The sequence below is a fragment of the Myxococcus sp. AB025B genome (genome assembly GCF_006518215.1).
GTDB classification, from domain to species: Bacteria; Myxococcota; Myxococcia; order Myxococcales; family Myxococcaceae; genus Myxococcus; species Myxococcus fulvus.
Genome location: NZ_SRLW01000120.1, coordinates 1 through 21,078, shown reverse-complemented (window position 1 = coordinate 21,078; position 21,078 = coordinate 1). Strand labels below are relative to the sequence as shown.

General features: G+C 70.8%; 19 protein-coding genes. 11 read left to right on the top strand and 8 right to left on the bottom strand.

Going from position 1 to position 21,078, the window contains the following annotated elements; genetic code table 11:
• Positions 1–71 precede the first annotated feature (71 nt).
• Positions 72–263 (top strand): hypothetical protein, encoded by a 192-nt coding sequence (locus FL311_RS20835; protein ID WP_141327431.1) that lies wholly within the window; start codon positions 72–74, stop codon positions 261–263.
• Between the two features lie 202 nt (positions 264–465).
• Here FL311_RS20835 and FL311_RS20830 read toward each other — a convergent pair whose 3' ends face one another.
• The gene (locus FL311_RS20830) at positions 466–1,680 is read right to left on the bottom strand and encodes a small ribosomal subunit Rsm22 family protein (protein WP_141327430.1); all 1,215 of its coding nucleotides are present in this window, start codon (positions 1,678–1,680) and stop codon (positions 466–468) included.
• 124 nt (positions 1,681–1,804) lie between these two features.
• On the opposite strand from FL311_RS20830, the gene FL311_RS20825 reads away from it, so the two are divergent.
• The 4 genes from FL311_RS20825 to FL311_RS20810 all read left to right on the top strand — a co-directional run bounded on the left by FL311_RS20825 (position 1,805) and on the right by FL311_RS20810 (position 6,806).
• Positions 1,805–2,812, top strand: coding sequence for an ATP-binding cassette domain-containing protein (locus tag FL311_RS20825; protein ID WP_141327429.1), 1,008 nt, complete (start codon positions 1,805–1,807; stop codon positions 2,810–2,812).
• Positions 2,809–3,615 (top strand): ABC-2 family transporter protein, encoded by an 807-nt coding sequence (locus FL311_RS20820; protein ID WP_141327428.1) that lies wholly within the window; start codon positions 2,809–2,811, stop codon positions 3,613–3,615. The genes FL311_RS20825 and FL311_RS20820 overlap by 4 nt, the downstream gene beginning before the upstream one ends.
• A 5-nt stretch (positions 3,616–3,620) precedes the next feature.
• Positions 3,621–4,424 carry an ABC transporter permease gene (locus tag FL311_RS20815; protein WP_141327427.1) on the top strand — a complete coding sequence of 268 codons (804 nt, stop codon included), beginning with the start codon at positions 3,621–3,623 and terminating at the stop codon, positions 4,422–4,424.
• 198 nt (positions 4,425–4,622) lie between these two features.
• Positions 4,623–6,806, top strand: a complete 2,184-nt coding sequence (locus FL311_RS20810; RefSeq protein ID WP_141327426.1) for a kelch repeat-containing protein — start codon at positions 4,623–4,625, stop codon at positions 6,804–6,806.
• 59 nt (positions 6,807–6,865) lie between these two features.
• On the opposite strand, the gene FL311_RS20805 is transcribed toward FL311_RS20810, so the two are convergent.
• Positions 6,866–7,771, bottom strand: coding sequence for a helix-hairpin-helix domain-containing protein (locus FL311_RS20805; protein ID WP_194869289.1), 906 nt, complete (start codon positions 7,769–7,771; stop codon positions 6,866–6,868).
• Between the two features lie 81 nt (positions 7,772–7,852).
• Complete coding sequence (locus tag FL311_RS20800; protein WP_141327424.1) at positions 7,853–8,260, bottom strand: RidA family protein; 408 nt, start codon at positions 8,258–8,260, stop codon at positions 7,853–7,855.
• Positions 8,261–8,376: 116 nt separating this feature from the next.
• Here FL311_RS20800 and FL311_RS20795 point away from each other — a divergent pair, with 116 nt between their 5' ends.
• Positions 8,377–10,002, top strand: coding sequence for a peptide chain release factor 3 (locus tag FL311_RS20795; RefSeq protein ID WP_141327423.1), 1,626 nt, complete (start codon positions 8,377–8,379; stop codon positions 10,000–10,002).
• A gap of 21 nt (positions 10,003–10,023) precedes the next feature.
• On the opposite strand, the gene FL311_RS20790 is transcribed toward FL311_RS20795, so the two are convergent.
• On the bottom strand, positions 10,024–10,566 hold the full coding sequence (locus FL311_RS20790; RefSeq protein WP_141327421.1) for a hypothetical protein: 543 nt from the start codon (positions 10,564–10,566) through the stop codon (positions 10,024–10,026).
• 68 nt (positions 10,567–10,634) lie between these two features.
• Here FL311_RS20790 and FL311_RS20785 point away from each other — a divergent pair, with 68 nt between their 5' ends.
• Entirely contained in the window at positions 10,635–12,128 is a 1,494-nt protein-coding gene (locus tag FL311_RS20785) for a carboxypeptidase M32 (RefSeq protein WP_141327419.1), read from the top strand.
• Between the two features lie 12 nt (positions 12,129–12,140).
• Here FL311_RS20785 and FL311_RS20780 read toward each other — a convergent pair whose 3' ends face one another.
• Together FL311_RS20780 and FL311_RS20775 are read right to left on the bottom strand one after the other, a co-directional pair.
• A complete protein-coding gene (locus tag FL311_RS20780) occupies positions 12,141–13,922 on the bottom strand; it encodes a serine hydrolase (RefSeq protein ID WP_141327417.1) in 1,782 nt (593 codons plus the stop codon).
• A gap of 43 nt (positions 13,923–13,965) precedes the next feature.
• Positions 13,966–14,322, bottom strand: a complete 357-nt coding sequence (locus FL311_RS20775) for a hypothetical protein (protein WP_046715845.1) — start codon at positions 14,320–14,322, stop codon at positions 13,966–13,968.
• A gap of 94 nt (positions 14,323–14,416) precedes the next feature.
• On the opposite strand from FL311_RS20775, the gene FL311_RS20770 reads away from it, so the two are divergent.
• The gene (locus FL311_RS20770) at positions 14,417–15,058 is read left to right on the top strand and encodes an O-methyltransferase (RefSeq protein WP_141327415.1); all 642 of its coding nucleotides are present in this window, start codon (positions 14,417–14,419) and stop codon (positions 15,056–15,058) included.
• Positions 15,059–15,060: 2 nt separating this feature from the next.
• Here FL311_RS20770 and FL311_RS20765 read toward each other — a convergent pair whose 3' ends face one another.
• Both FL311_RS20765 and FL311_RS20760 read right to left on the bottom strand, forming a co-directional pair.
• Entirely contained in the window at positions 15,061–17,778 is a 2,718-nt protein-coding gene (locus tag FL311_RS20765; protein WP_141327413.1) for a M1 family metallopeptidase, read from the bottom strand.
• A gap of 127 nt (positions 17,779–17,905) precedes the next feature.
• The gene (locus tag FL311_RS20760) at positions 17,906–19,075 is read right to left on the bottom strand and encodes a ribonuclease D (RefSeq protein ID WP_141327411.1); all 1,170 of its coding nucleotides are present in this window, start codon (positions 19,073–19,075) and stop codon (positions 17,906–17,908) included.
• 65 nt (positions 19,076–19,140) lie between these two features.
• Between FL311_RS20760 and ttcA the strand changes: the two genes are divergently transcribed.
• From ttcA to FL311_RS20745, 3 genes are all read left to right on the top strand, one after another.
• On the top strand, positions 19,141–20,001 hold the full coding sequence (ttcA, locus tag FL311_RS20755) for a tRNA 2-thiocytidine(32) synthetase TtcA (RefSeq protein WP_141327409.1): 861 nt from the start codon (positions 19,141–19,143) through the stop codon (positions 19,999–20,001).
• On the top strand, positions 19,980–20,804 hold the full coding sequence (locus tag FL311_RS20750; protein ID WP_141327406.1) for a TerB family tellurite resistance protein: 825 nt from the start codon (positions 19,980–19,982) through the stop codon (positions 20,802–20,804). Before ttcA ends, FL311_RS20750 begins: the two co-directional genes overlap by 22 nt.
• Positions 20,805–20,817: 13 nt before the next feature.
• The coding region (locus FL311_RS20745) for a PhnD/SsuA/transferrin family substrate-binding protein (protein WP_141327405.1) at positions 20,818–21,078 on the top strand (261 nt) is incomplete at its 3' end.

The window sequence follows — 21,078 nt, the reverse complement described above, 5'->3', positions numbered from 1 at the left end:
TTGCCCGCGCGCGACGTGGTGTTCGCGGGGGTGGTGGATGCTGCGCGCAACTCCACACCCCGGAGCGCTCCATGAACATCGCTTCCCTGATGAACCCCCCTCGGAAGAATGCGCAGGACAAGTCGACCCACCTCACCACCCTGGTCCGCGTCCAGGCCACCGTCCTCGCCCAGGGCGCGCTCACCGTCGCCAAGGACCAGGTGAAGTCCTTCCGCCACATGCTCGACGTGCTCACCGGCGCCTACGCGCAGGCCCGTCCGTAGCACCTCGACCGCGCAGGCGGCCATCCCTCGCGGGCATGACGACGCGCGAGCCGCGTGAGTGCTCGAGAGGGGAAGTCAGTGCCTCCCACCCGAGGCTGAACCCCTTCGACGTGCCCCAGAGGCGACTCCGGGGCGCGTCAGCGTGAAACCGACGTCGACGTGCTCGCGGGGCGTGTCGGTCCCCGAGGGGCACGTGGACGTCTCAGGAGGGCGCGCCAGGGCTCGGGCTGGTTCCCGGGCTCGAAGGCGCGTCCTCCTTCGGAGGCGGGGGAGGCACGCCCTTGCCCGCGGGCGCCACCATCCGCACCTCCGATGTCTCCCCGAGCGCCAGGCCGTCGCCCTTGGGCTCCGTCTCCGTCACCGCGATGACGTCACCCCGGTGCAACTGGAGGAAGCGCTCGTTCTTCTCGTTGCGGTGGCGCTCCTGCATCGCCAGGCCCACGCGGCCCTCGGGTCCGCAGCCGATGTAGCGGTGGCGCCCCTTGCCCTCCAGCGGCTCGGAGACGATGCGGAACAGCCGCCCCGGCGGCGTCTGGGGCCACTCCTCGCCCTTGGGCGCCAGCATCAGGTAGCTCATCTTCAGCGCTTCCTTGTGCAGGCTCGCCGCGCGCGCCAGCTCCTCCACGACGCGCGGCATCGGCCACGGCCGCTCCGCGTGGCACCAGTCGGTCTCCTTCACCAGCGCGGGACACGGCCCCCGGTACATGCACGGCGCGCGCACCGCGTAGCCCCGCGCCACCAGCGCGTCGCGCACGTGCAACAGGCCCCGACTCGTCTCGCGCAGCGCCGGCTCCATCACCAACAGGCTGCCGCCCTTCTTCACCTTCGCCAGCACCGCCTCCAGCAGCGCCGCGCGCGGGTTCGTCGCCGCGTCGCCCGTGCCGTACAGCTCGTTGATGACGTGCCCCATGGTGATGAGGTCGAACTGTCCCTCCGGCAGCGCCGCGGCCTTCTTCGTCGGGTCCCACTCGCGCGTGGCCAGCGCCTCGCCGGCCTCCGTCGCCAGCGCGCGCGCCAGGTTCAGCGCCGGCTTGCTGCGGTCCGCCGCCGTCACCTCCTTGGCCCCCGAGTCCATCGCCGCGAAGGCCACGGGCCCGGGCCCGCTGCCCAGGTCCAGCACCTGCCGGGGCCGGTTCGGCAGCTCTCCCAGCACCTGCCGGGCCTGCGCGTAGGACACCGGCCAGTAGAAGAGGAGATAGGCGCCCAGCAGCTTCGGGTCGTCCATGTAGCGCGCGCCCGCGAGCTGCCGCTCCCGCGTCAGGCCCATGGACAGCTGCCGCACGCCGGCGCCCACCTCCTTGACCTCCTGCGGCGTCAGCTTCGTCTCCGGCCCGTCCCCCCGGCCGCGCGACTGACGCCACACGGCGATGAGCCGCGGCATCCACCGCTCCAGGTCCTTGCTGTATGCGTTGCTCATCCCGCCAAGCCTTCGACCGAGGGGCCGCTCCCGGCAGCGGCCCGTGTCAACCCGTTGTCACCGCGCCACTTGCTCAACTCCACGGTCGCCACCCGGGGGCGTCCGCGTTAAACCCTTGTCGCACATGATCTCCGTCCAAGGGCTGCGCAAGCACTACAAAGTCCACAAGCGCCCGCCTGGCCTCAAGGCGGCCCTCCGCTCGCTCTTCCACCGCACCTACACCTCCGTGAAGGCCGTGGATGGCATCTCCTTCGACATCCGCCCCGGCGAGCGCGTGGGCTTCCTGGGCCCCAACGGCGCCGGGAAGACCACGACGCTCAAGGTCCTCTCCGGCCTCTTGCACCCGTCCGAGGGCGAGGTCCGCGTCGACGGCCACGTGCCGCGCCTGCGCGAGGAGGCGTTCCTCAAGAAAATCATGCTCGTCATGGGGCAGAAGCAGCAGCTCCTGTGGGACCTACCACCGGCGGAGACCTTCGAGCTCAACCGCGCCATCTACGACGTGCCCGCCGCCCAATACAAGCAGACGTTGGACGAGCTGGTGGGCCTCCTGGAGATTGGCGACCTCATCGGCAAGCCCACCCGGCAGCTGTCCCTGGGCGAGCGCATGAAGTGCGAGCTGGCCGCGGCCCTCATCCACCGCCCCCGCGTGCTGTTCCTGGACGAGCCCACCATCGGCCTGGACGTGTCCATGCAGGCCACCATGCGGACCTTCATCAAGGACTACAACGAGAAGTACGGCGCCACGCTCATCCTCACCAGCCACTACATGGACGACGTGGCCGCCCTGTGCCCGCGCGTCATCGTCATCGACAAGGGGCTGCTCTCCTACGACGGCAGCCTGGACGCGCTGGTGCAGCGCGTGCGCCCGGAGAAGCGCGTGGTGCTGCGCCTGTCCGAGCAGGTGGAGGCAAGCCGGCTGGAGCCTTTGGGCAAGCTGGTGACGCACGAGGCGGGGATGGCGGTGCTCCAGGTGCGCCAGGACGCGGTCAACGCCACCATCTCCCGCGCCCTGTCGGGCCTGCCGGTGACGGACCTCACGGTGGAGAACGCGCCGCTCGAGGAGGTCATGAGCGAGCTGTTCGCCGAGAACAAGACCCGCCGCGAGGCGACGGCCCAGGTGGTGCCGGCGTGAGCGCCCGAGGCGTGCTGCGCGCCCTGCCCACCATGCTGCGCGTGGGCTTCGCCGAGTCGATTGCCTACCGCGCGGAGATGTTCGTCTGGGTGCTGTCCACCACCATGCCGCTGGTCAACATGGTGCTGTGGATGGCGGTGTCCAAGGACGCGCCCGTGGGCAACTACGGCCAGGTGGACTTCGTCAGCTACTTCCTGGCCACCTTCGCGGTGCGCCAGCTCACCAGCGCCTGGGCCGCGTGGCTCATCAACTGGGAGGTGAAGCAGGGCACGCTGGCCATGCGCCTGTTGCGCCCCGTGTCGCCCCTGTGGGCCTACGCGTCGGAGAACGTCGCGGGCTTCCCCATGCGCGTCGTGGTCGCGGTGCCGGTGGTGCTGGTGAGCGTGGCGCTGGTGGGCGCCGACAAGGCGGTGCCCCAGCACGCGTGGGGCTGGGCCCTGTTCATCCTCGCGGTGCTGGGCGGCTGGGCGATCACCTTCCTGGCCAACGTGGCCATCGGCGCGCTGAGCCTCTTCATGGACAGCAGCCAGAAGATGATGGAGGTCTGGATGGTCCTCTTCTTCGTCTGCTCCGGCTACATGTACCCGGTGGAGCTCTTGCCCGAGGGGCTGCGCACGCTCATCGACTGGCTGCCGTTCCGCTACCAGATGGGCCTGCCGGTGGAGCTGATGACGAGCGCGCATGACCTGCCCACGGCGCTGGGGCTGCTCGCGCGGCAGTGGGCGTGGGTGCTGGGGATGGGCGTCGTGGCGGTGACGCTCTGGAAGCAGGGCGTGAAGCGCTTCGCGGCGTTCGGAGGGTAGGGGGAATGGTGCGGCGTTATCTGCGACTGCTCGGCGTACAGCTCAAGGCCTCCGGGCTCCAGGCGCTCCAGTACCGGGCGGACTTCCTCACCGAGGGCTTCACGTCCCTGTGCTGGGTCTTCACCGCGCTGGCGCCGCTGTTCGTCGTCTACGGGCGACGGCCGGCGGTGGAGGGGTGGACCTTCGGCGAGTCGCTGCTCGTGGTGGGCTGGTTCACCCTGCTGCAAGGCGTGCTCGAGGGGGCCATCAACCCCAGCCTCACGGGCGTGGTGGAGCACATCCGCAAGGGCACGCTGGACTTCGTGCTGCTCAAGCCCGCGGACGCGCAGTTCCTCGTGTCGACACAGCGCTTCCTGCCGTGGCGCGCCTTCAACGTGCTCACCGGCCTGGGCCTGTTCGTCTACGCCTTCCTGCTGCTGGGCCGCGGGCCGTCACCCCTGGGGCTCCTCGCGTCCGTGCTGCTGCTGGGCACCAGCACGCTGCTGTTGTACTCGCTGTGGATATTGACGGTGAGCGCCGCGTTCTTCGTCGTCCGGGTGGACAACCTCACCTTCCTCTTCTCGTCCATCTTCGACTTCGCGCGGTGGCCCTCGTCCGTGTTCAAGGGCGTGGCGCGCGGCGCGTTGACGCTCGTCTTCACCTACGTGATTCCCCTCGCCCTGATGACCACCTTCCCGGCCGAAGCCATGTTGGGCCGGCTGCCGACGGTGTCCCTCGTCGGCGCGGTGGTGGGCTCGGCGCTCTTCGCGTGGGTGGCGCGGCGCGTCTGGATTCGCTCCATCGGCCATTACACCTCGGCCAGCAGCTAATCCCTTTCATGTCGCCCGGTTCCGCCGGGCGGACGGGCGCTTGTCGACTCGGCGGTGGGGTGTATCAACCCCACCTGTCGCAGGGGTGGGACGTGTTTTTTCAGAGGCTGGATTGGCCTCGCTCCCAGGGATTGGGTTAAGCGCCGCCCTGTGCGGGCCATCGGGCTCCACATCCCCCTCGGGAAAGGACCTCCCTCCATGAAACGATGTATCAGGCTCGGCCACCTGGCCGCGCTGGTGACGGCGCTTGTCCTCACGGGATGCTCACACGAAGAATTTGCAGAGCCGTCGGAAGCCAGGGGGGCGGGGCTGTCCGCCGCGCCCGTGCCGGAGCTGGGCTGGTCGTTGACGGCGAGCATGACGTTGCAGCGGGTGGACCACACGGCGACGGTGCTGCGCTCCGGCAACGTGCTGGTGGTGGGGGGGCAGTCCTCCACGAGCGCGGAGCTGTATGACGTGGCGGGCGCGCGCTGGCTCACGGGCGGCACGCTGAACGCGGCGCGGCGGCGACACACGGCGACGCTCCTGGGCAACGGCAAGGTGCTGGTGGTGGGGGGCGACTCGGCGGCGTCGGCCACGGGCACCGCGGAGCTGTATGAGCCGTCGCTGGGCTCGTGGGCGCCGACGGGCAGCCTGGACTCGCTGCGCTCGGGCCACACGGCGACGTTGCTCGGCAACGGCAAGGTGCTGGTGGTGGGTGGGGAGAACGGCGCGGGCGCGGGGCTGGCGAGCGCGCAGCTCTATGACTCGGCCACGGGCACGTGGTCCCAGACGGGGGCGCTGCGCAGGCCGCGCGTGGGCCACACGGCGACGCTGCTGCCCAACGGGCGGGTGCTGGTGGTGGGCGGACGACAGGGGCCTCGGGGCGCGTTCCTGCGCGACGCGGAGCTGTACGAGCCGTCCACCGGGACGTGGACCGTCGCGGCGAGTCTGCTCGTGGCGCGCGCGGGCCACACGGCGACGCTGCTGTTGTCCGGCAAGGTGCTGGTGGTGGGCGGTTTCGTGGACGAGTTCACCGCGACGCGCGGCGTGGAGGTGTTCGACCCGGGCATGGGGAGCTGGAGCCCCGTCACGCAGGCCCTGCCGGCGGAGCGCGCGCAGCACACGGCCACGCTCCTGCACTCGGGCGAGGTGCTCGTCGCCGGAGGCTCGGACGGCAACGAGCCCTACCTGGAGACGGCGCTGCTGTATGACCCGGCGCAGGGGCGCTGGACGCAGGTGGCGTCCATGAGCACGAGCAGGCTGGGCCACACGGCGACGCTGCTGGTCCAGGGCGACGTGCTCGTCACGGGCGGAAGCCCCGACAGCGTGCAGCGCTCCGCCACGGCCGAGCGGTACTCGGTGCCCACGCCGCCGTGGCGCCTCACCACGAGCATGGCGACGACGCGCTATCAGCACACGGCGTCGCTCCTGGGGTCCGGCAAGGTGCTGGTGGCGGGCGGGACGATGGGCGGCGCGGGCCTGGGCGGCGCGGAGCTGTATGACGAGGCCCAGGCCACGTGGACGGCGACGGGCAGCCTCGTCACCCCGCGCTTCCTGCACACCGGGACGGTGCTGCCCTCGGGCAGGGTGCTGGTGGCGGGAGGTCAGGCCTCCGGGTCGTCCTACCTGTCCTCCGCCGAGGTGTACAACCCGGACACCGGCCTGTGGAGCACCACCGGCGCGCTCGCGGGGACGCGCTCGCGGCACACCGCGACGCTGCTCTTGTCCGGGCAGGTGCTGGTGACGGGGGGAAGGGCTTCGTCGAGCTTCGGCAGCATCCAGGCCACGGCGGAGCTGTATGACCCGCCGTCGGGCACCTGGCGCGCGACGGGCTCGATGAGCGTGAAGCGCATCAACCACACCGCGACGATGTTGTTGTCGGGCCACGTGCTGGTGGCTGGTGGCACCACGCCCACGGGGGACACGGCCACCGCGGAGCTCTACGACATGAACACCGGGGTGTGGTCTCCCGCAGGCTCGATGTCGGGCACGCGCTATGGCCACGTCGCGGTGTCGCTGCCGGGAGGCCGCGTGCTGGTGGCGGGCGGCTGGGGGCAGGGAGGCGCGTTGGCCTCGGCCGAAATCTACGAGCCCGCGCTGGGCCTGTGGATGCCGGTGGCGCCCATGTCGAGCAGCCGCTACGGGGCGATGGCGTCGGTGCTGCCCTCGGGCCGCGTGCTCGTCATGGGCGGAGACGCGGGCGCGGCCACGGGGCTGTTGCCCACCTCCGAGGTGTATGACCCGGCCACCGGCCTGTGGACGTCCGCGGGCGCGCTGTCCAATCCGCTGTCGAGCGCGGCGGTGACGCGCCTGGCGGGCTCGGACCGGTTGCTCGTCACCGGAGGGCTGGGCTCGAGCGGCGCGGTCTCCACCGTGGAGCTCTACTTCCCGGCGCCCTGAGACGCGGTGTCACGTCCCGCACGGAGTCTCGCGGCGGGACGTGGCGTGGAGGGCCGCGCTCACGCGCCGGGAGGCGGCGCCTCCGTCTCCTCGGACTCCACGCCGTAGTAGGCCAGACACTCCACCTCGCGGCCCCGCACGACGCGCCGTCCATCCAGCGGCCCGCCGTGCGCGGTGACGACGGTGCACTGGCCCTCGTCGCCGTCCTTGTCGAAGTAGAGCACCACCCACTCGCGCGTCGCGTCCTGCTGGTGCGCGAGCGCCGTGTTGGAGAACAGCGCGCGCACGCTCCACCCGTCCACTTTGCGCCGCAGCACCGGCAGCCACGCCTCGCCCGTGGGGTTGAAGCGCCGGGGCGCGATGGTGCGCAGCTCGCCGGCCTCGGCGCGCCGGCGGTACTCCTCGTCCACCTGGAGCAGCAGCCCGACGTCCGGCTGGGGACCGCCTTCCTCCTGCCTCTCCTGCTTTCGCGCCAGCCCGCGCCGGTTGCGGCCCAGCCGCGCCGCCAGCAGGTCGCGCACCTGCTGCCCGCGACGCGGACCGAAGCCCTCCACCGCCTCCAGGTGCCCGTCGTGCGCCGCCTGCTCCAGCTCCTCGAGTGTGCGCACCCCCAGCTCCTCATGGATGCGCCGCGCGAGCTCCGGTCCGATGCCCGGCACGCTGGCGAGCAGCTGCTCGGGAGAGGACTCGTCCTCCAGGCGCTGCAGGAGCCCCAGGTGCCCGGTGCGCACCAGCTCCGCGATGGAGGCCGCGATGCTCTTGCCCACCCCGGGCAGCTCCCGGAGGCCCGCCTCACCCTTGGACGCGAGCAGCTCCGCCACGGAGTCCGGCCACTTCCCCACCGTCGCCGCCGCCTTGCGGTAGGCCGACACCCGGAAGGGCATGGCGTCCTGCTGCTCGAGCAGGTCCGCCACGCGCTCCAGCGCGTCCGCGAGGCTGATGTTGTCCTTCCATTCGACGCCCATGGCTCCCTCCAACTTGGAGCGTCGAGTCCCAGGCGGCCACCCCGACCCGGGACACCGGGCGGACAGGGGAGCGCTCGCTCCTCAGGGCGTCGGAGCCGGCGCGTCCGCCACGATGGCGTCCGCTTCAATCTCCACCAGCATCGCCGGGTCGATGAGCTTGCTCACCTCCACCATCGACGTGGCGGGGCGGATGGCGGCGAAGAACTCCCCGTGGGCGCGGCCCACCTCCTCCCATCGGGAGATGTCCGTGACGTACATGCGCGTGCGCACCACGTCCTTCAGGCTGGCGCCCACGGCCTTCAGCGCGGACTCGATGTTTCGCAGGGTCTGCATGGCCTGGAGGTAGGCGTCCCCGGGGCCCACCACCTGGCCCTGGGCGTCGGTGGCGGTGGTGCCGGAGACGGAGACGAAGGGGCCCACGCGCACCGCGCGCGAGTAGCCCACGCGGGGCTCCCAGGGAGTACCTGTCGAGTGGTGGGTCCGCTGCATGGCTGCCTCCAGGGGCGAGAAAGTGTGGACGGACCCTCCCACGGGCGTCGGGCGGACCGCCAGGGGCTCCTTGCTGGCTGCAAGGAAACACGGCCCGTGGTAGTTGGCCTCGGGTCATGACGAACGAGCTCGACAGGGAGGTCGCCCGGCGGCGCACCTTCGCGATCATCTCCCACCCCGACGCGGGTAAGACCACGCTCACCGAGAAGCTCTTGCTCTACGGCGGCGCCATCCACCTGGCCGGCAGCGTCAAGGCCAAGCGCGCGCGGCGCCACGCGACCAGCGACTGGATGGAGCTGGAGAAGGAGCGCGGCATCTCCGTCACCTCGTCCGTCCTCCAGTTCTCCTACCGGGACCACGCGGTCAACCTGCTGGACACCCCGGGCCACCAGGACTTCTCCGAGGACACCTACCGCACGCTGGCCGCGGCGGACTCGGCGGTGATGCTCATCGACGCCGCCAAGGGCGTCGAGCCGCAGACCAAGAAGCTCTTCAAGGTCTGCCGCATGCGCGGCATCCCCATCTTCACCTTCGTCAACAAGCTGGACCGCTACGGCCGCGAGCCGCTCGAGCTGATGAACGAGCTGGAGCAGGTGCTCGGCATCCGCTCGTACCCGATGAACTGGCCCATCGGCATGGGGCCGGAGTTCCGCGGCGTCTACGACCGGCAGGCCCGCGTGGTCCACGTCTTCTCCGCGGAGGGCTCCCACGGCGAGTCGGAGGTCGCCGAGCGCTCGGTCTCCATCGACTCGGAGGAAATCAAGACGGTGCTCACCGAGGCGGAGCTGGCGAAGCTGCACGAGGACATCGAGCTGCTCGACATCGGCGGGGACGAGTTCACCCGCGAGAAGAGCGACGCGGGGCAGTTGACGCCCATGTTCTTCGGCAGCGCGATGACGAACTTCGGCGTGCGCCCGTTCCTCGACGCGTTCCTGGACCTGGCCCCCGCGCCCACCTCGCGCCCCACGACGAACGGACCGCGCGAGCCGAACAACCCCAGGTTCGCGGGCTTCGTCTTCAAGATTCAGGCGAACATGGACCCCGCGCACCGCGACCGCATCGCCTTCATGCGCGTGGTGAGCGGCCGCTACGTCAAGGGCATGAACGCGTACCACTCGCGCCTGGGCAAGGAGGTGCGCCTGGCCAAGCCCAGCCAGTTCATGGCCGCCGAGCGCACCGCGATTGAGGACGCGTGGCCCGGGGACGTCATCGGCCTGTTCGACCCGGGGCAGTACCGCATCGGCGACACGCTCGCCGAGGGCACGGACGTGGAGTTCGAGGGCGTGCCGCGCTTCAGCCCCGAGTACTTCGCCGTGGTGCGCTCCAAGGACCCGCTGCGCCGCAAGCAGATGGAGAAGGGCCTGGAGCAGCTGTCGGAAGAGGGCACGGTTCAAATCTTCCAGCAGCTGGCCATGGGCATGAAGGACCCGATTGTCGGCGTGGTCGGCGCGCTCCAGTTCGAGGTCCTCCAGTACCGGCTGGAGCACGAGTACGGGGCGAAGATCGCCCTGGACCGGCTGCCCTTCAGCCACGCGCGCTGGGTGGTGGGGCCCAACTTCGACCCCAAGTCCTTCGACTGGGAGGGCAACCGTCAGACGGTGCAGGACCGCGACGGGCTGCCGCTGGTCCTCTTCCGCGACGACTGGGCGCTCCAGCACGCCGAGGACAAGCACCCGGACCTGAAGTTCCTCAACGAGGCCCCGCAGCTGCGCAAGGCCCTGGCGCTCAACACGGGGAGCTGAAGCGCCCCGCGCGGCGGGCGGCTACTTGTAGACGTTGACCGTGCCGCCGCGGAACTGGGAGTCGCGAAGCACCAGTCCCTCCTTGTAGAGGCGGGCCGCCTTGGGGCCGACGAAGAAGTCCTTCGGCTGGCCCCGGCGGTACGTCTTCTTCACGTGCTCCTCGATTTCGAGGAACAGGCCCCGGAAGCGGTCCGGCGCCGCGTTCTTGCGGCCCGTCTGCGCGGTGATGTCCAGCTCCGCCCAGAGCTTGCCGGAGACCAGCTCGCCCTCCTCGTTGGTGCGGCAGCGCTCCATGAAGATGACGGGGGAGCGCACCTCGTCCACGCGCCAGCTGCCCTTGTCAGGGCCGCGCTTCACCTTGTCGACGATGGCGGGGCCAATCTCGCTGGCCACCAAATACATGTCCTCCTGGGGCAGCCGGTCCATGTGGTCCTGGTGGGCGCGGAACGTCACCCAGTCCTCCGGGACGCGGCGGGGGTACACCTCCAGCACGAAGCGCTCCAGGTAGCGGAAGAAGGCGAGCTCGTCGTCGGGGGTCATGAAGAACTGGAGGACATTGGCCATTGCCGGGCCCTCATACCCTTGTGTCCTCCGGGGCGGAAGTCCGGGGTGAGGCGCGCTATAGAGTCCCCATGGATACCTGGCTGCTCTCCCGGATGCAGGAGCTGAAGGACCTCCAGGGGCTCATCGGCCTCGCCACGTGGGACCAGGAGACGTACCTGCCCTCCAAGGCGGGTCCGGCCCGCGCCCAGCAGCTCTCCACCCTCCAGGGGCTCCACCACGAGCGGCTGGTGGACCCGAGGCTGGGGGAGGCCCTCTCCCAGGCCACCACGGAGCCCGGGCTGACCCAGGACGAGCAGGCCATGGTGGCCGTGCTCCAGCGGGAACGGGAGCGCGAGGTGCGCGTGCCCGCCGCCCTGGTGCGTGCCCTGGCCGAGGCCCAGAGCCATGGCCTCCACGCCTGGCGGGAGGCCCGCAAGGAGCGCCGCTTCGCCCGGTTCCAGCCCGCGCTCCAGCGGCTGTTGTCGCTGCGCCGCGAGCAGGCGGACGCCTACGGACATGACGGTGAGCGGTATGACGCCCTGCTGGAGGGGTACGAGCCGGGCATGCGGGTCTCCCGGCTGACGCCGGTGCTCACGGCGCTGCGCGAGCAGCTGGTGCCCATGGTGGGCAAGCTCACCGGGACGGGGAAGCGTCCGCGCCCCGTGTTCGACGGGCGCCGCTTCGACAAGGACGCGCAGTGGCGCTTCACGTTGAAGCTGCTCGAGGACCTCGGCTTCGACCTGGAGGCGGGACGGCAGGACTTGAGCATCCATCCGTTCACGGGTGGCACGCATGCGCTCGACGTGCGGCTCACCACGCACGTGGATGAGTCGAACCCGCTGTCGGCCATCTTCAGCACCATCCATGAAGCGGGGCACGGGCTGTTCGAGCAGGGCTTCGCGCCGGAGTTGCACCGCACTCCGCTGGCGGCGTCTCCGTCGATGGGGCTGCACGAGTCGCAGTCACGGCTGTGGGAGAACCAGGTGGGCCGAGGCCGGCCGTTCTGGGAGCACTACTTCCCGCTGCTGCGCGACAGCTTCCCGGAGGCGCTGAAGGGCGTGGACCTGGAGGACTTCCTCGCGGCGGTGAACGAGGTGCGGCCGTCGCTCATCCGCATCGAGTCCGACGAGGTGACGTACAACCTGCACATCGCCGTGCGCTACGAACTGGAGCTGTTGCTCTTTCGCGACGCGCTCCCGCTGGACGACGTGCCCGCCGCCTGGAACGAGCGCATGGAGCGCTACCTCGGCGTGACGCCGCCGGATGACACGCAGGGCGTGCTCCAGGACATCCACTGGGCCTGGGGCGAGCTGGGCTACTTCCCCACGTACTCGCTGGGCAACCTCTACGCGGCGTCGCTCTACCGCGTCGCCGGACGGGAGCTGACGGACCTGGACGCGCAGCTTCGTCAGGGGAAGATGTTGTCCCTTCGCGACTGGCTGCGAGAGCGGGTGCACCGGCACGGCTTCCGCCTGCCAGCCGAGGAGCGGATGCGCGTGGTGACGGGGCAGGGGCTCACCGACGCGGACTTCCTCACGCACCTGCGCTCGAAGTACGGCGCGCTCTACGGCATCACGCTCTGAACCGCGCCGCGCTCACTTCCCGGAGCGCACCGCGGCCATGATGAAGCGGGGCAGCAGCTCCTCGCGGAACTTCCGCCAGAGCGCGACGTGGTTGTAGTTGCCGGCGGTGAACATCACGACGAGGTCCAGCTCGGGGACGACCATCACGAGCTGGCCGCCGTTGCCGCAGGCCTCGTACTCGGAGAACACGCGCTCGCCGACCTTCAGCTCGTGGCGCCACCACGTGTAGCCGTAGGTCTGCTGCTCGTTCATCGTCGCGTGCTTCGCGATGGACTGCTCCACCCAGCGCTTGCTCACCACGCGCCGGCCGTTCCACGTTCCTCCCGAGAGGTACAGCTGCCCGAGCTTCAGCGCGTCGCGCGGGCGCATGTAGATGCCGCCGCCCAGGTACTGCTCTCCGTCCGGCATCAGGTCCAGGTGGTAGTCGCGCATCTGGAGCGGCGTGGCGAGGTGCTCGGTGAAGAACTCCGGAATCCACCGCTTCGTGGTGTTGCGCAGCACGCCGCCCACCAGGTTGATGTTCGCCGAGCAGTACACGCCCTTCGTCCCCGGCTCGGACACCATGGGCAGGTCCAGCGTGTACTTGTACCAATCCGGCACGGAGTCCTCGAGCCGGTCCTCGTTGCCCGGGGACTCCGCGTCATCGTCGTCACACGCCAGCCCCGTGGACATCGACATCAGGTGCGCCACGTCGAGCCTGCGCTTGCGCTCGTCCAGGTGCGCCACCTTGCCCTGGTACTCGGGGAGCAGCGAGAGGACGGGCGTGTCGACGGTGAAGGGGGCGCCCTGGTCCAGCGCGATGCCCACCAGCACGGAGGCGTAGGTCTTCGCCGCCGAGCGCAGGTCATGCGGACGCTCCTTGTCGAAGCCCTGGAAGTACTCCTCGACCACCAGCTTCCCGCGTCGCGCGACCAGCAGGCCCTGGATGGCCGGCGCCGACTCCGGGCTCGGCTCCTGGTCGAGAATCTGCTGCACCAGCTCACGCAGCGGCTGCGCGTCCATGCCCACGTCCGCGAGCGACGCCGTCTTCCAGCCGTCATCCTCGGCGACAGGCGGCCGGTAGACGTAGGGGCCCGGCGCGGGCGTGCGCGCGTACAGACCCACCGCCTGTGAGCGCTCCCGCCGCGTGAAGTCGAACGTCGTCTCGAAGGGCGGGTAGTGCAGCGACAGCCGCTCCGAGTCCGCGTCGAACGTCCCCTGGTACGTGGCCCCGCCCTTCGTCGGCGTCAGTCGCACGGTGTTGCCCTCGACGCTCACGCGGAACAGCACCCGGTTGCCCACGTTGCGCTCGGGGTTGCGCAGGAAGGCGCTCACGGTGCCGTCGGTCTCCTCGCGCACCACCAGGTACAGCGAGAACCGGTCCTCCAGCGGAGCCACCTGTCCACGCCACACGTCCGCGCGCAGCGCACGCAGCTCCACCGGCGAGGCGAACTTCATGCCGCTCATCTGGACTCGCGGCTGAATCCAGTGGCCTCGGATGCGCTTGCCGTCCTTCGAGCGCGTGGCGCGCAGCTCGCCCTGTCCACCCGGGAGGACGACGGAGACCTTCGTGCCCTCCACGCGCGCCGGAGCCTCGAAGCCGGCGACGCGCGCGCGCCACGTGTCCCCCTCGCGCGTCAGCGTCAGCTCGCCCCGGACCTGGGGACCGAGGATTCGCTCGGCACCCCAGGTGCCCACCAGCCGCTCGGCGGACACCAAGGGCGCGGCGGCGGTCTGGCCACGCGCCGGGAGGACGGAGAACACCAGCCCGAGGATGAACAGGAAGTTGATGGTCGGGTTGTAGATGCAATTCATCTGACGCCGAGCCTAGCGTGGGCTCCGGCGGATGTATCGCGGCTCAGAACGAGAACAGCAGCGGGCGGCACGAGCGGGCGAGCCGCAGCGCGTCCCGGGCGAGCGAGTACGAGCTGGCGTCGTCCGCGTCCAGCCAGGCCGCGCGGGCCACCTGGTTGCTCAGCTCGAAGCACAGGTTGGTGGTGTGCCGCGCCAGCCGGCTCTCCTTGCGCAGCGCGCGCACGTTGAGCTCGCACAGCTCCGCGCACTGCCGCAGCGCTCGCACGGAGGCGCTGCTCAACGTCTGGCCCTGGGCCAGCAGGCGCGCCATGCCCGCCTCGCACGACGCCTGACACTGGAGGCTCGCATCGATGCAGCGCGACACGTCCGCGCGAGCACCGCCCAGTCTCGCTCCCGTCATCGCAGGCACCTCCGTTGCGCCCACCAGGGTATGCACGCCGAGCGGCGGAGCAACTGGAAGTGGGCCATGGGATGCCCGATGTTAAACGTTCACCATGCCGAAGCTCACGCTCGTCCCGAATGAAATCGAGGAGTACGCCCGCGCGCACACCGCGGCACCCGCGCCACTGTTCGAGGAACTCAAGGACATCACCCAGTCGCGCACGACCTCTCCCGGAATGCAGGTGGGCCCCGTCGAGGGCGCCTTCCTGAAAATGCTCGTCTCACTCACGAGTGCGAGGCGCGTCCTGGAAATCGGGACCTTCACGGGATACTCCGCTCTGATGATGGCGGAGGGGCTCCCGGACGACGGCGAGCTCATCACCTGTGACATCAATCCCGAGACGGCGGAAATCGCGCGCGCCTTCTTCGCCAGGAGTCCGCAGGGTCGGAAAATCCAGCTTCGACTCGGGCCTGCCCTGGAAACCCTGAAGACGCTGCGGGGGCCTTTCGACCTCGTCTTCATCGACGCGGACAAGGGGAACTACGGCGCCTATTGGGACGCGGCGGTGCCGCTGGTGCGTCCGGGCGGGCTCCTGGTCGCGGACAACGTGCTGTGGTCCGGGCGCGTGCTCAGCCCGGAGTCGGAGTCGGACCACGCGATGGTGGCCTTCAACGCGAAGGTCGTGGCGGACGCGCGCGTGGAGCCGGTGCTGCTGACGGTGCGTGACGGGATGATGCTCGCGCGCAAGCGCTGACGTCAGTAGCGCGCGAGGAAGCGCGTGAGCCCGGGGCGCAGGGCCTCGCGCTGCGCGATGCACTGGTCCACGCGCTCCAGCGACTGGGCCAGCACGCGCTCGCCGCCCTCGACGTCGCGGGCGCGCGGGCCGAACACCCGGGCCACCTCGTCGCGGTGCGCGGCGTCGCAGAAGAACCCGCCGCCGCCGAGCAGCCACGTGGTGAGGTCGCGGGGCAGTCGCTCGCGCAGGGCGTCGAAGTGCTCGTGCAGGAAGGTGAAGGCCACCTCGCGGGTGGGCGCCTCCGACAGGAGGCCGAAGAGGATGGCCAGCGCCTCGCGCGTGTCCACCTGCGCGTCCAGCAGCAGCTCCAGGCTCTTCTTCGCGAGCGCCACGTCGCGGAAGCCGCCGAGCGTGGCGAGCAGCAGCCGGCGCTCCTCGTCGGTGGCGGTGCGCGCGGCCGCGCGCAGGCGCTCGTGCAGCTCGGCGTCACCCGCCGCGGCGGCCGCGTTGAGGACGGTGGCCCGGTCCTCGGGCGCGAGCGTGCTCCGGTCCTGGAGCCACCGCAGCGTGAGCCGTCGCGCCTCGGCGCGCAGCCTCGGGTCCTCGCCCTCGGTCGTCGCCATCGACAGCAGGGAAGGGCGCATCAGCCGCGTCTCTTCACTCTCCCCGGGGCGCGACACGAAGCCCACCGCGCGCGCACGTCCGCCGAAGAGCCCGCGCACGAAGCGCGCCCGGTGCGAGCGCAGCGAGTCCGGCACCAGGTCCCGATGCACGCTGTCCACCACCTCCGCCGCGCTGCTGACCAGCTCCGCCTCGCCCTCGCCCAGCCGTGCCACCAGCGTGAGCGCCTGGCCGACGTCCAGCTCGCCGCTGCCGACGAGCGCCCGCGCATCCGCCATCAGCACCAGCCGCTCGGGAACGGTGAGGCGTGCCCCGCCGCGTCGCGCGAGCTTCTCCAGCCCATCCCCCCGCAGGAGCGCGTGGTAGTAGCCGCGCGCGTCCGCGTTGGGGTGCACCCAGTCCGGGCAGCCCTTCGCCTCGGGTAGCTCCAGGGTGTCACGGGCGCCGGTGAGCACCGTGCACGCGCGGCCCTCCTTCGCGCCCACCGCGTAGCGCACGCACAGCGGCACGCGCCAATCCCGCGTCCCGGAGGTGTCCTTCGCGCCGAGGGGCAGGTAGCGCTTCTGCTCCAGCGCGAGCCGGGGCGCGCCGCCCTTGGGGCACTGGAGCGTCATGGCGACGAGCGGCACGCCGGGCTGGTCCAGGAAGGTGGAGAACGCGGGCGCCACGTCCTGCCCGGCCTCGAGCGACAGCGCGTGGAAGAAGTCCCCCGTGGTGGCGGTGCCGCGCGCGTGGGTGCGCAGGTAGTGGCGCACGCCGCGCTGGAACGCGTCCTGTCCCACCCACGACTCGAACATCGCGAGCACCGCGGCGCCCTTGCCGTAGGTGATGCCGTCGAACGCGCCGTGGATGTCGCCGGGTGACTCAATCGGCTGGCGGATGCTGCGCGCGGTGACGAGCCAGTCCTCCTGCATCGCCTGCCCGCGCGCCTCCACGCGGCGAACGTCCGCGCGCCACCCGGGCTGCCAGCGCTTCACCATCTTGAAGGCGAGCCAGTCCGCGAAGGACTCGTTGAGCCACAGGTCGTCCCACCACGCGGGCGTGACCAGGTTGCCGAACCACTGGTGCGCCAGCTCGTGCGCCTGCGTCTCGGCGAAGCCGCGCTGTCGCCACAGCGTGTCCGTCTCCGGCGTGCGGAGCATCAGCGGCACGCCGAAGGTGATGAGGCCCGGGTGCTCCATGGCTCCGCCCACGAGCCCCGGCACCGCGAGCACATCCAGCTTCGAGTACGGATAGGGCGAGCCGAACCACTCCTCCAGATGGGCGAGCAGCGGCGCGGTCACGGACGCGGCGTACGCGGCCTCCGCTCCCCGCCCGCGGGGCACCAGCATGCGCACCGGCACCTTCGCCTCGCCCGCCGTGCCCGCGTCCACCTCGTCGAAGGGCCCCACCGCGAAGGCCACCAGGTACGTGGGCAAGGGCGGCGTCGTCTGGAAGCGCACCGTCTTCCAGCCCTCGGCCCCTGGCTCCTCGGCCCGCACGGGCATGTTGGAGAAGGCCGTGTCCTCCGCGCGCACGCGCAGGGTGAGCGACCAGGGAATCTTGAAGCCGGGCTCGTCGAAGCAGGGGAAGGCGCGCCGCGCGTACAGCGGCTGGAACTGCGTCATCGCGTACCAGCGGCCCTCCTCCTGCTCACGGAAGACGCCGCTGTCCTCCTTGTCGTACGCGCGGCCCGAGAACTCGACGTGCAGCGTGACGGTGCCCGGCGGAAGCGGCGCCTGCGCGACGAAGGCGAGCAGGTCCTCGCCCACCGGCATCGCCTCCACCGGCACGCGCGCATCCGCCGTCTGGACGTGCGCGCGTTGCAGCGCCAGCTCGGTGCCGTGCAGCCAGAGCACGCGCGTGGGCTCCGACAGGGACAGCTCCACGTCCACCTCGCCGCGGAACGTCTCCTGGCGCGGGTCCAGCTCCAGCGTCACCGACTGCCGCGTGGGACGCACGCCGGCCTCCAGGCGCAGCCCTGGGGGCACGAGCGCTTGGGGCGTCTCCACGGGCGCGGGCACGACGCGAGGGCGAGGCATCGGCGTGGGCGCCGCGTCGCGTGAGCCCCCCAGGCACCCCACGTGGAGGAGCGTCAGCCAGAGTCCGAGGATGGCGCCAAGCTGTCCCAACCGCATCGAGGAGCTCCGTCCCGTCCGACACATGCGACGCGTGATGGGGTCCATTCCATCACCGCCGCGACAGGGACGGTAGCGCCTCGATGGGGGTCTTGGGTGACGCGCCCCTGAACGAACGCGCGGTGCGTCAGCCGCCCTGCACGGGGAAGGCGGCGAGCACCTCGATGAGGGCGGGGCCGTACAGCTTCAGCCGCTTCTCGCCGAGGTAGGGCACCCGGGCGAGCTCCTCCAGGTTCGTGGGAGGCTGGCTGAGCAGCGCGTCCATCAGCGGGTTGGTGAGCACCACGCTCGGCGTCACCTTGCGCTCGGTGGCCTTCTCCACGCGGAACGCCTTGAGCGCATCCTCGCGCTTGCGGCGGTTGGAGTCCTTGGGGCCCTTGTTCTCGCGCTCCGGCGCCAGCTCGCCCTTCTGCGACTTCTCGCGCTGCTCGCGGACGATGGCGAGCACCTCGTCGCCATGGGCCCGCACGAAGACGCCCCGCACGCCGGCCGCGCGCGCCAGGTCCTTGGGCGTGGAGGGCAGCCGCGTGGCGATGTCCGCCAGCGCCATGTTGGAGAGCATGCGCCCCATGGGCACGTTCTCCTGCTCCGCCCACTCCAGCCGCTTCTTGTGCAGCGCGTGCGCAATCGCGTTCGCCAGGGTGAACTGCGTGGGGGACAGCCCGGTGCGCGGCAGCTTGGGCTTGAAGTCCGCGCCCACGTCGGGTCGGGCGACGGCCTCGTCACACAGCCGCTCGCAGTCGAGCGTCACCTCTTCCAGGATGTCCGCGTCGATGCACGCCTGCCGCACCTGCCGGCCCAATTCGCACAGGTAGCGCACGTCGTTGGCGATGTAGGTATGCATGCCTGGGGGCAGCGGGCGCAGCGAGAAGTCCGACTGCTGGTGCTCCTTGGGAAGCTCCACGCCCAGCTTCTCGCGGGCCACGTCCGCCAGGCCCACCTTGGGCCAGCCCAGCAGCGTCGCGGCGCGGTGCGTGTCGAACAGGCCCCGCACGCGCACGCCCGCCTCCGCGAGGAACTGCAGGTCGCCCTGCGCCGCGTGGAAGTACTTGGTGCGCTCCGGGTCGGCCAGCAGCGGGGCGAGCAGCCGGGCCTCCACGTCGGGCTGGAGCGTGTCGAAGAGGAAGACGTCCAGGTCCGTGGCCACCTGGAGGAAGCACAGCCGGGCGCGGAAGGCGTGCATGGAGTCGGCCTCCAGGTCCACGGCCAGCTCACGCGCCGCCTCCAGCTTCTGGAGGGCGCTTTGGGCCCCTGCGGCATCCACCACGTCCACGTCACCCTGCGGGTAGGTAGGCATCGAGCTGAGCAGGCTAGCGGACCGGACCGCCTGAATGACGTGTTTTTTCCCGGGCCGCCGCTAGGATGGCCACGCCGATGAATGACGTCCAGCGCCTGGAGAAGAGTCTGCTTGGCCACATGGGCCGAGCCATCGCGGACCACCGCCTCATCGAGGACGGGGACCGCATCATGGTGGGTGTGTCCGGAGGCAAGGACTCCTACACCATGCTCTACCTGCTCCGGGAGCTGCAGCGCCGCGCGCCGGTGAAGTTCGACCTGCTCGCGGTGAACCTGGACCAGGGACACCCGGGATTCCCCGGCCACATCCTGGAGGCGTACTTCCAGCGCGAGGGCTACGCGTACAAGCTGCTCAAGGAGGACACGTACAGCATCGTCCTGGAGAAGACCCCGCCGGGGAAGACGCAGTGCGCGGTCTGCTCGCGCATGCGCCGGGGCATCCTCTACACGGCGGCGGTGGAACTCGGCTGCAACAAGATTGCGCTGGGCCACCACCGCGACGACCTCATCCACACGCTCCTGCTGAACCTGTTCTTCGCCGGCTCCATCAAGGCGATGCCGCCGCTGCTCAAGAGCGACGACGGGCGCAACGTGGTCATCCGGCCCCTGTGCTACGCGCCGGAGAAGGACATCGCGAGGTTCGCGGAGCTGAAGGCCTTCCCCATCATCCCGTGCGACTTGTGCGGCACGCAGGAGAACCTGCAGCGCAAGCGGATGCAGAAGCTGATGGAGGAGCTGGGCAAGGAGATTCCCAACGTCCGTCAGAGCGTGCTGAACGCGATGGCCAACGTGCGGCCGTCGCACCTGATGGACCGGACGCTCAACCCGGACCCGCTCAACGCCGGCGGGGCCGAGTCGGGGGCGCCCACTCAAGACACGCAGGACACGCAAGGGGGAGCCAGCCCATGGCTCGAGAGCAGGCAGTGAGCGCGCGCAAGGAACGCAACGCCGCGCTGGTGGAGGTGATGTTGCTGGCGGCGATGGCGGACGGCCGTGTCTCTCAGCGGGAGATGCAGACGTTGATCAGCCGTGTGCTGGAGCGGCCGGAGTTCGAGGGCACGCGCCCGGAGGAGCTCAACGCGCTGGTGGAGACCAGCGCGGTCCGCCTGTCGGAGGCGCGGGATTTGGAGGACGTGCTGGCGTCGCTGCGGCGGCGGCTGCCGGACCACAAGAACCGGATGCTGGCGTTCGGGCTGGCGGCGGCGGTGGCGCTGGCGGACCAGCGGGCCACGCGCACGGAGCTGGGGCTCTTGAAGACGTTCCAGGCCGCGCTGGGCATCTCCGAGGACGAGGTGGCGCAGATCATCGACGTCATCGAGAACGGCGGCAGCCTGGCGGAGGCGCTGGGCGAGCCGCTGGAGCGGCTGTTCGCGGAGGTCATGGTGCTGGTGAGCGCGGCGGACGGGCGGCTGAAGGAGGCCGAGGCCCGGGCGCTGGTGGAGAGCTTCGCGGCGGACCCCCTGTTCGAGAACGTCAGCCCGGAGCGCGCGCAGAGCTTCGTGAGCGAGGCGGTGTCGGCCCTGGCCGCCGAGGGGCTGCCCCAGCGGCTCCAGGTGCTGGCCCACGGCCTGACGACGCACACCCAGCGGGTGAAGGCCTTCCGGCTGGCCACGAAGATTGCCCACGCGGGCGGGGAGCCCAGCCTGCCGGAGCAGCGAATCCTGGACCTGCTCCAGGCGACGTTCGGTCTGGCCGACGACGAAGTGGCGCGACTGGGCAGGGAGGGGTAATCAGGGGGCGGTCATGACCCTTCAAGTCCCTTCCGCGACCCGACACTCGTTCCGCTTCGGACTGCCGCCGTCATTGGGCAGTGAAACGGCGCGGGAGCGCGCGGACCGGCTGGCGGCCTTCCTCCAGCGGGCCATGGGCAAGCTGGTGGAGGTGAGCGTCGCGTCGAGCTACGAGACGCTCGCCAAGGACCTGCTCTCCGGCCGCGCGGACGCGGCGTGGGCGCCTCCCTTCGTGTGCGCGCGGATGGAGGCCATGGGGGTGCGGGTGGTGGTG

Coding starts and splice junctions, on each gene's coding strand:
- FL311_RS20835 (WP_141327431.1), top strand. CDS start 72: ATGAACATCGCTTCCCTGATGAACCCCCCTCGGAAGAATGCGCAGGAC.
- FL311_RS20830 (WP_141327430.1), bottom strand. CDS start 1,680: ATGAGCAACGCATACAGCAAGGACCTGGAGCGGTGGATGCCGCGGCTC.
- FL311_RS20825 (WP_141327429.1), top strand. CDS start 1,805: ATGATCTCCGTCCAAGGGCTGCGCAAGCACTACAAAGTCCACAAGCGC.
- FL311_RS20815 (WP_141327427.1), top strand. CDS start 3,621: ATGGTGCGGCGTTATCTGCGACTGCTCGGCGTACAGCTCAAGGCCTCC.
- FL311_RS20810 (WP_141327426.1), top strand. CDS start 4,623: ATGAAACGATGTATCAGGCTCGGCCACCTGGCCGCGCTGGTGACGGCG.
- FL311_RS20805 (WP_194869289.1), bottom strand. CDS start 7,771: ATGGGCGTCGAATGGAAGGACAACATCAGCCTCGCGGACGCGCTGGAG.
- FL311_RS20800 (WP_141327424.1), bottom strand. CDS start 8,260: ATGCAGCGGACCCACCACTCGACAGGTACTCCCTGGGAGCCCCGCGTG.
- FL311_RS20795 (WP_141327423.1), top strand. CDS start 8,377: ATGACGAACGAGCTCGACAGGGAGGTCGCCCGGCGGCGCACCTTCGCG.
- FL311_RS20790 (WP_141327421.1), bottom strand. CDS start 10,566: ATGGCCAATGTCCTCCAGTTCTTCATGACCCCCGACGACGAGCTCGCC.
- FL311_RS20785 (WP_141327419.1), top strand. CDS start 10,635: ATGGATACCTGGCTGCTCTCCCGGATGCAGGAGCTGAAGGACCTCCAG.
- FL311_RS20780 (WP_141327417.1), bottom strand. CDS start 13,922: ATGAATTGCATCTACAACCCGACCATCAACTTCCTGTTCATCCTCGGG.
- FL311_RS20775 (WP_046715845.1), bottom strand. CDS start 14,322: ATGACGGGAGCGAGACTGGGCGGTGCTCGCGCGGACGTGTCGCGCTGC.
- FL311_RS20770 (WP_141327415.1), top strand. CDS start 14,417: ATGCCGAAGCTCACGCTCGTCCCGAATGAAATCGAGGAGTACGCCCGC.
- FL311_RS20765 (WP_141327413.1), bottom strand. CDS start 17,778: ATGCGGTTGGGACAGCTTGGCGCCATCCTCGGACTCTGGCTGACGCTC.
- FL311_RS20760 (WP_141327411.1), bottom strand. CDS start 19,075: ATGCCTACCTACCCGCAGGGTGACGTGGACGTGGTGGATGCCGCAGGG.
- ttcA (WP_141327409.1), top strand. CDS start 19,141: ATGGCCACGCCGATGAATGACGTCCAGCGCCTGGAGAAGAGTCTGCTT.
- FL311_RS20750 (WP_141327406.1), top strand. CDS start 19,980: ATGGCTCGAGAGCAGGCAGTGAGCGCGCGCAAGGAACGCAACGCCGCG.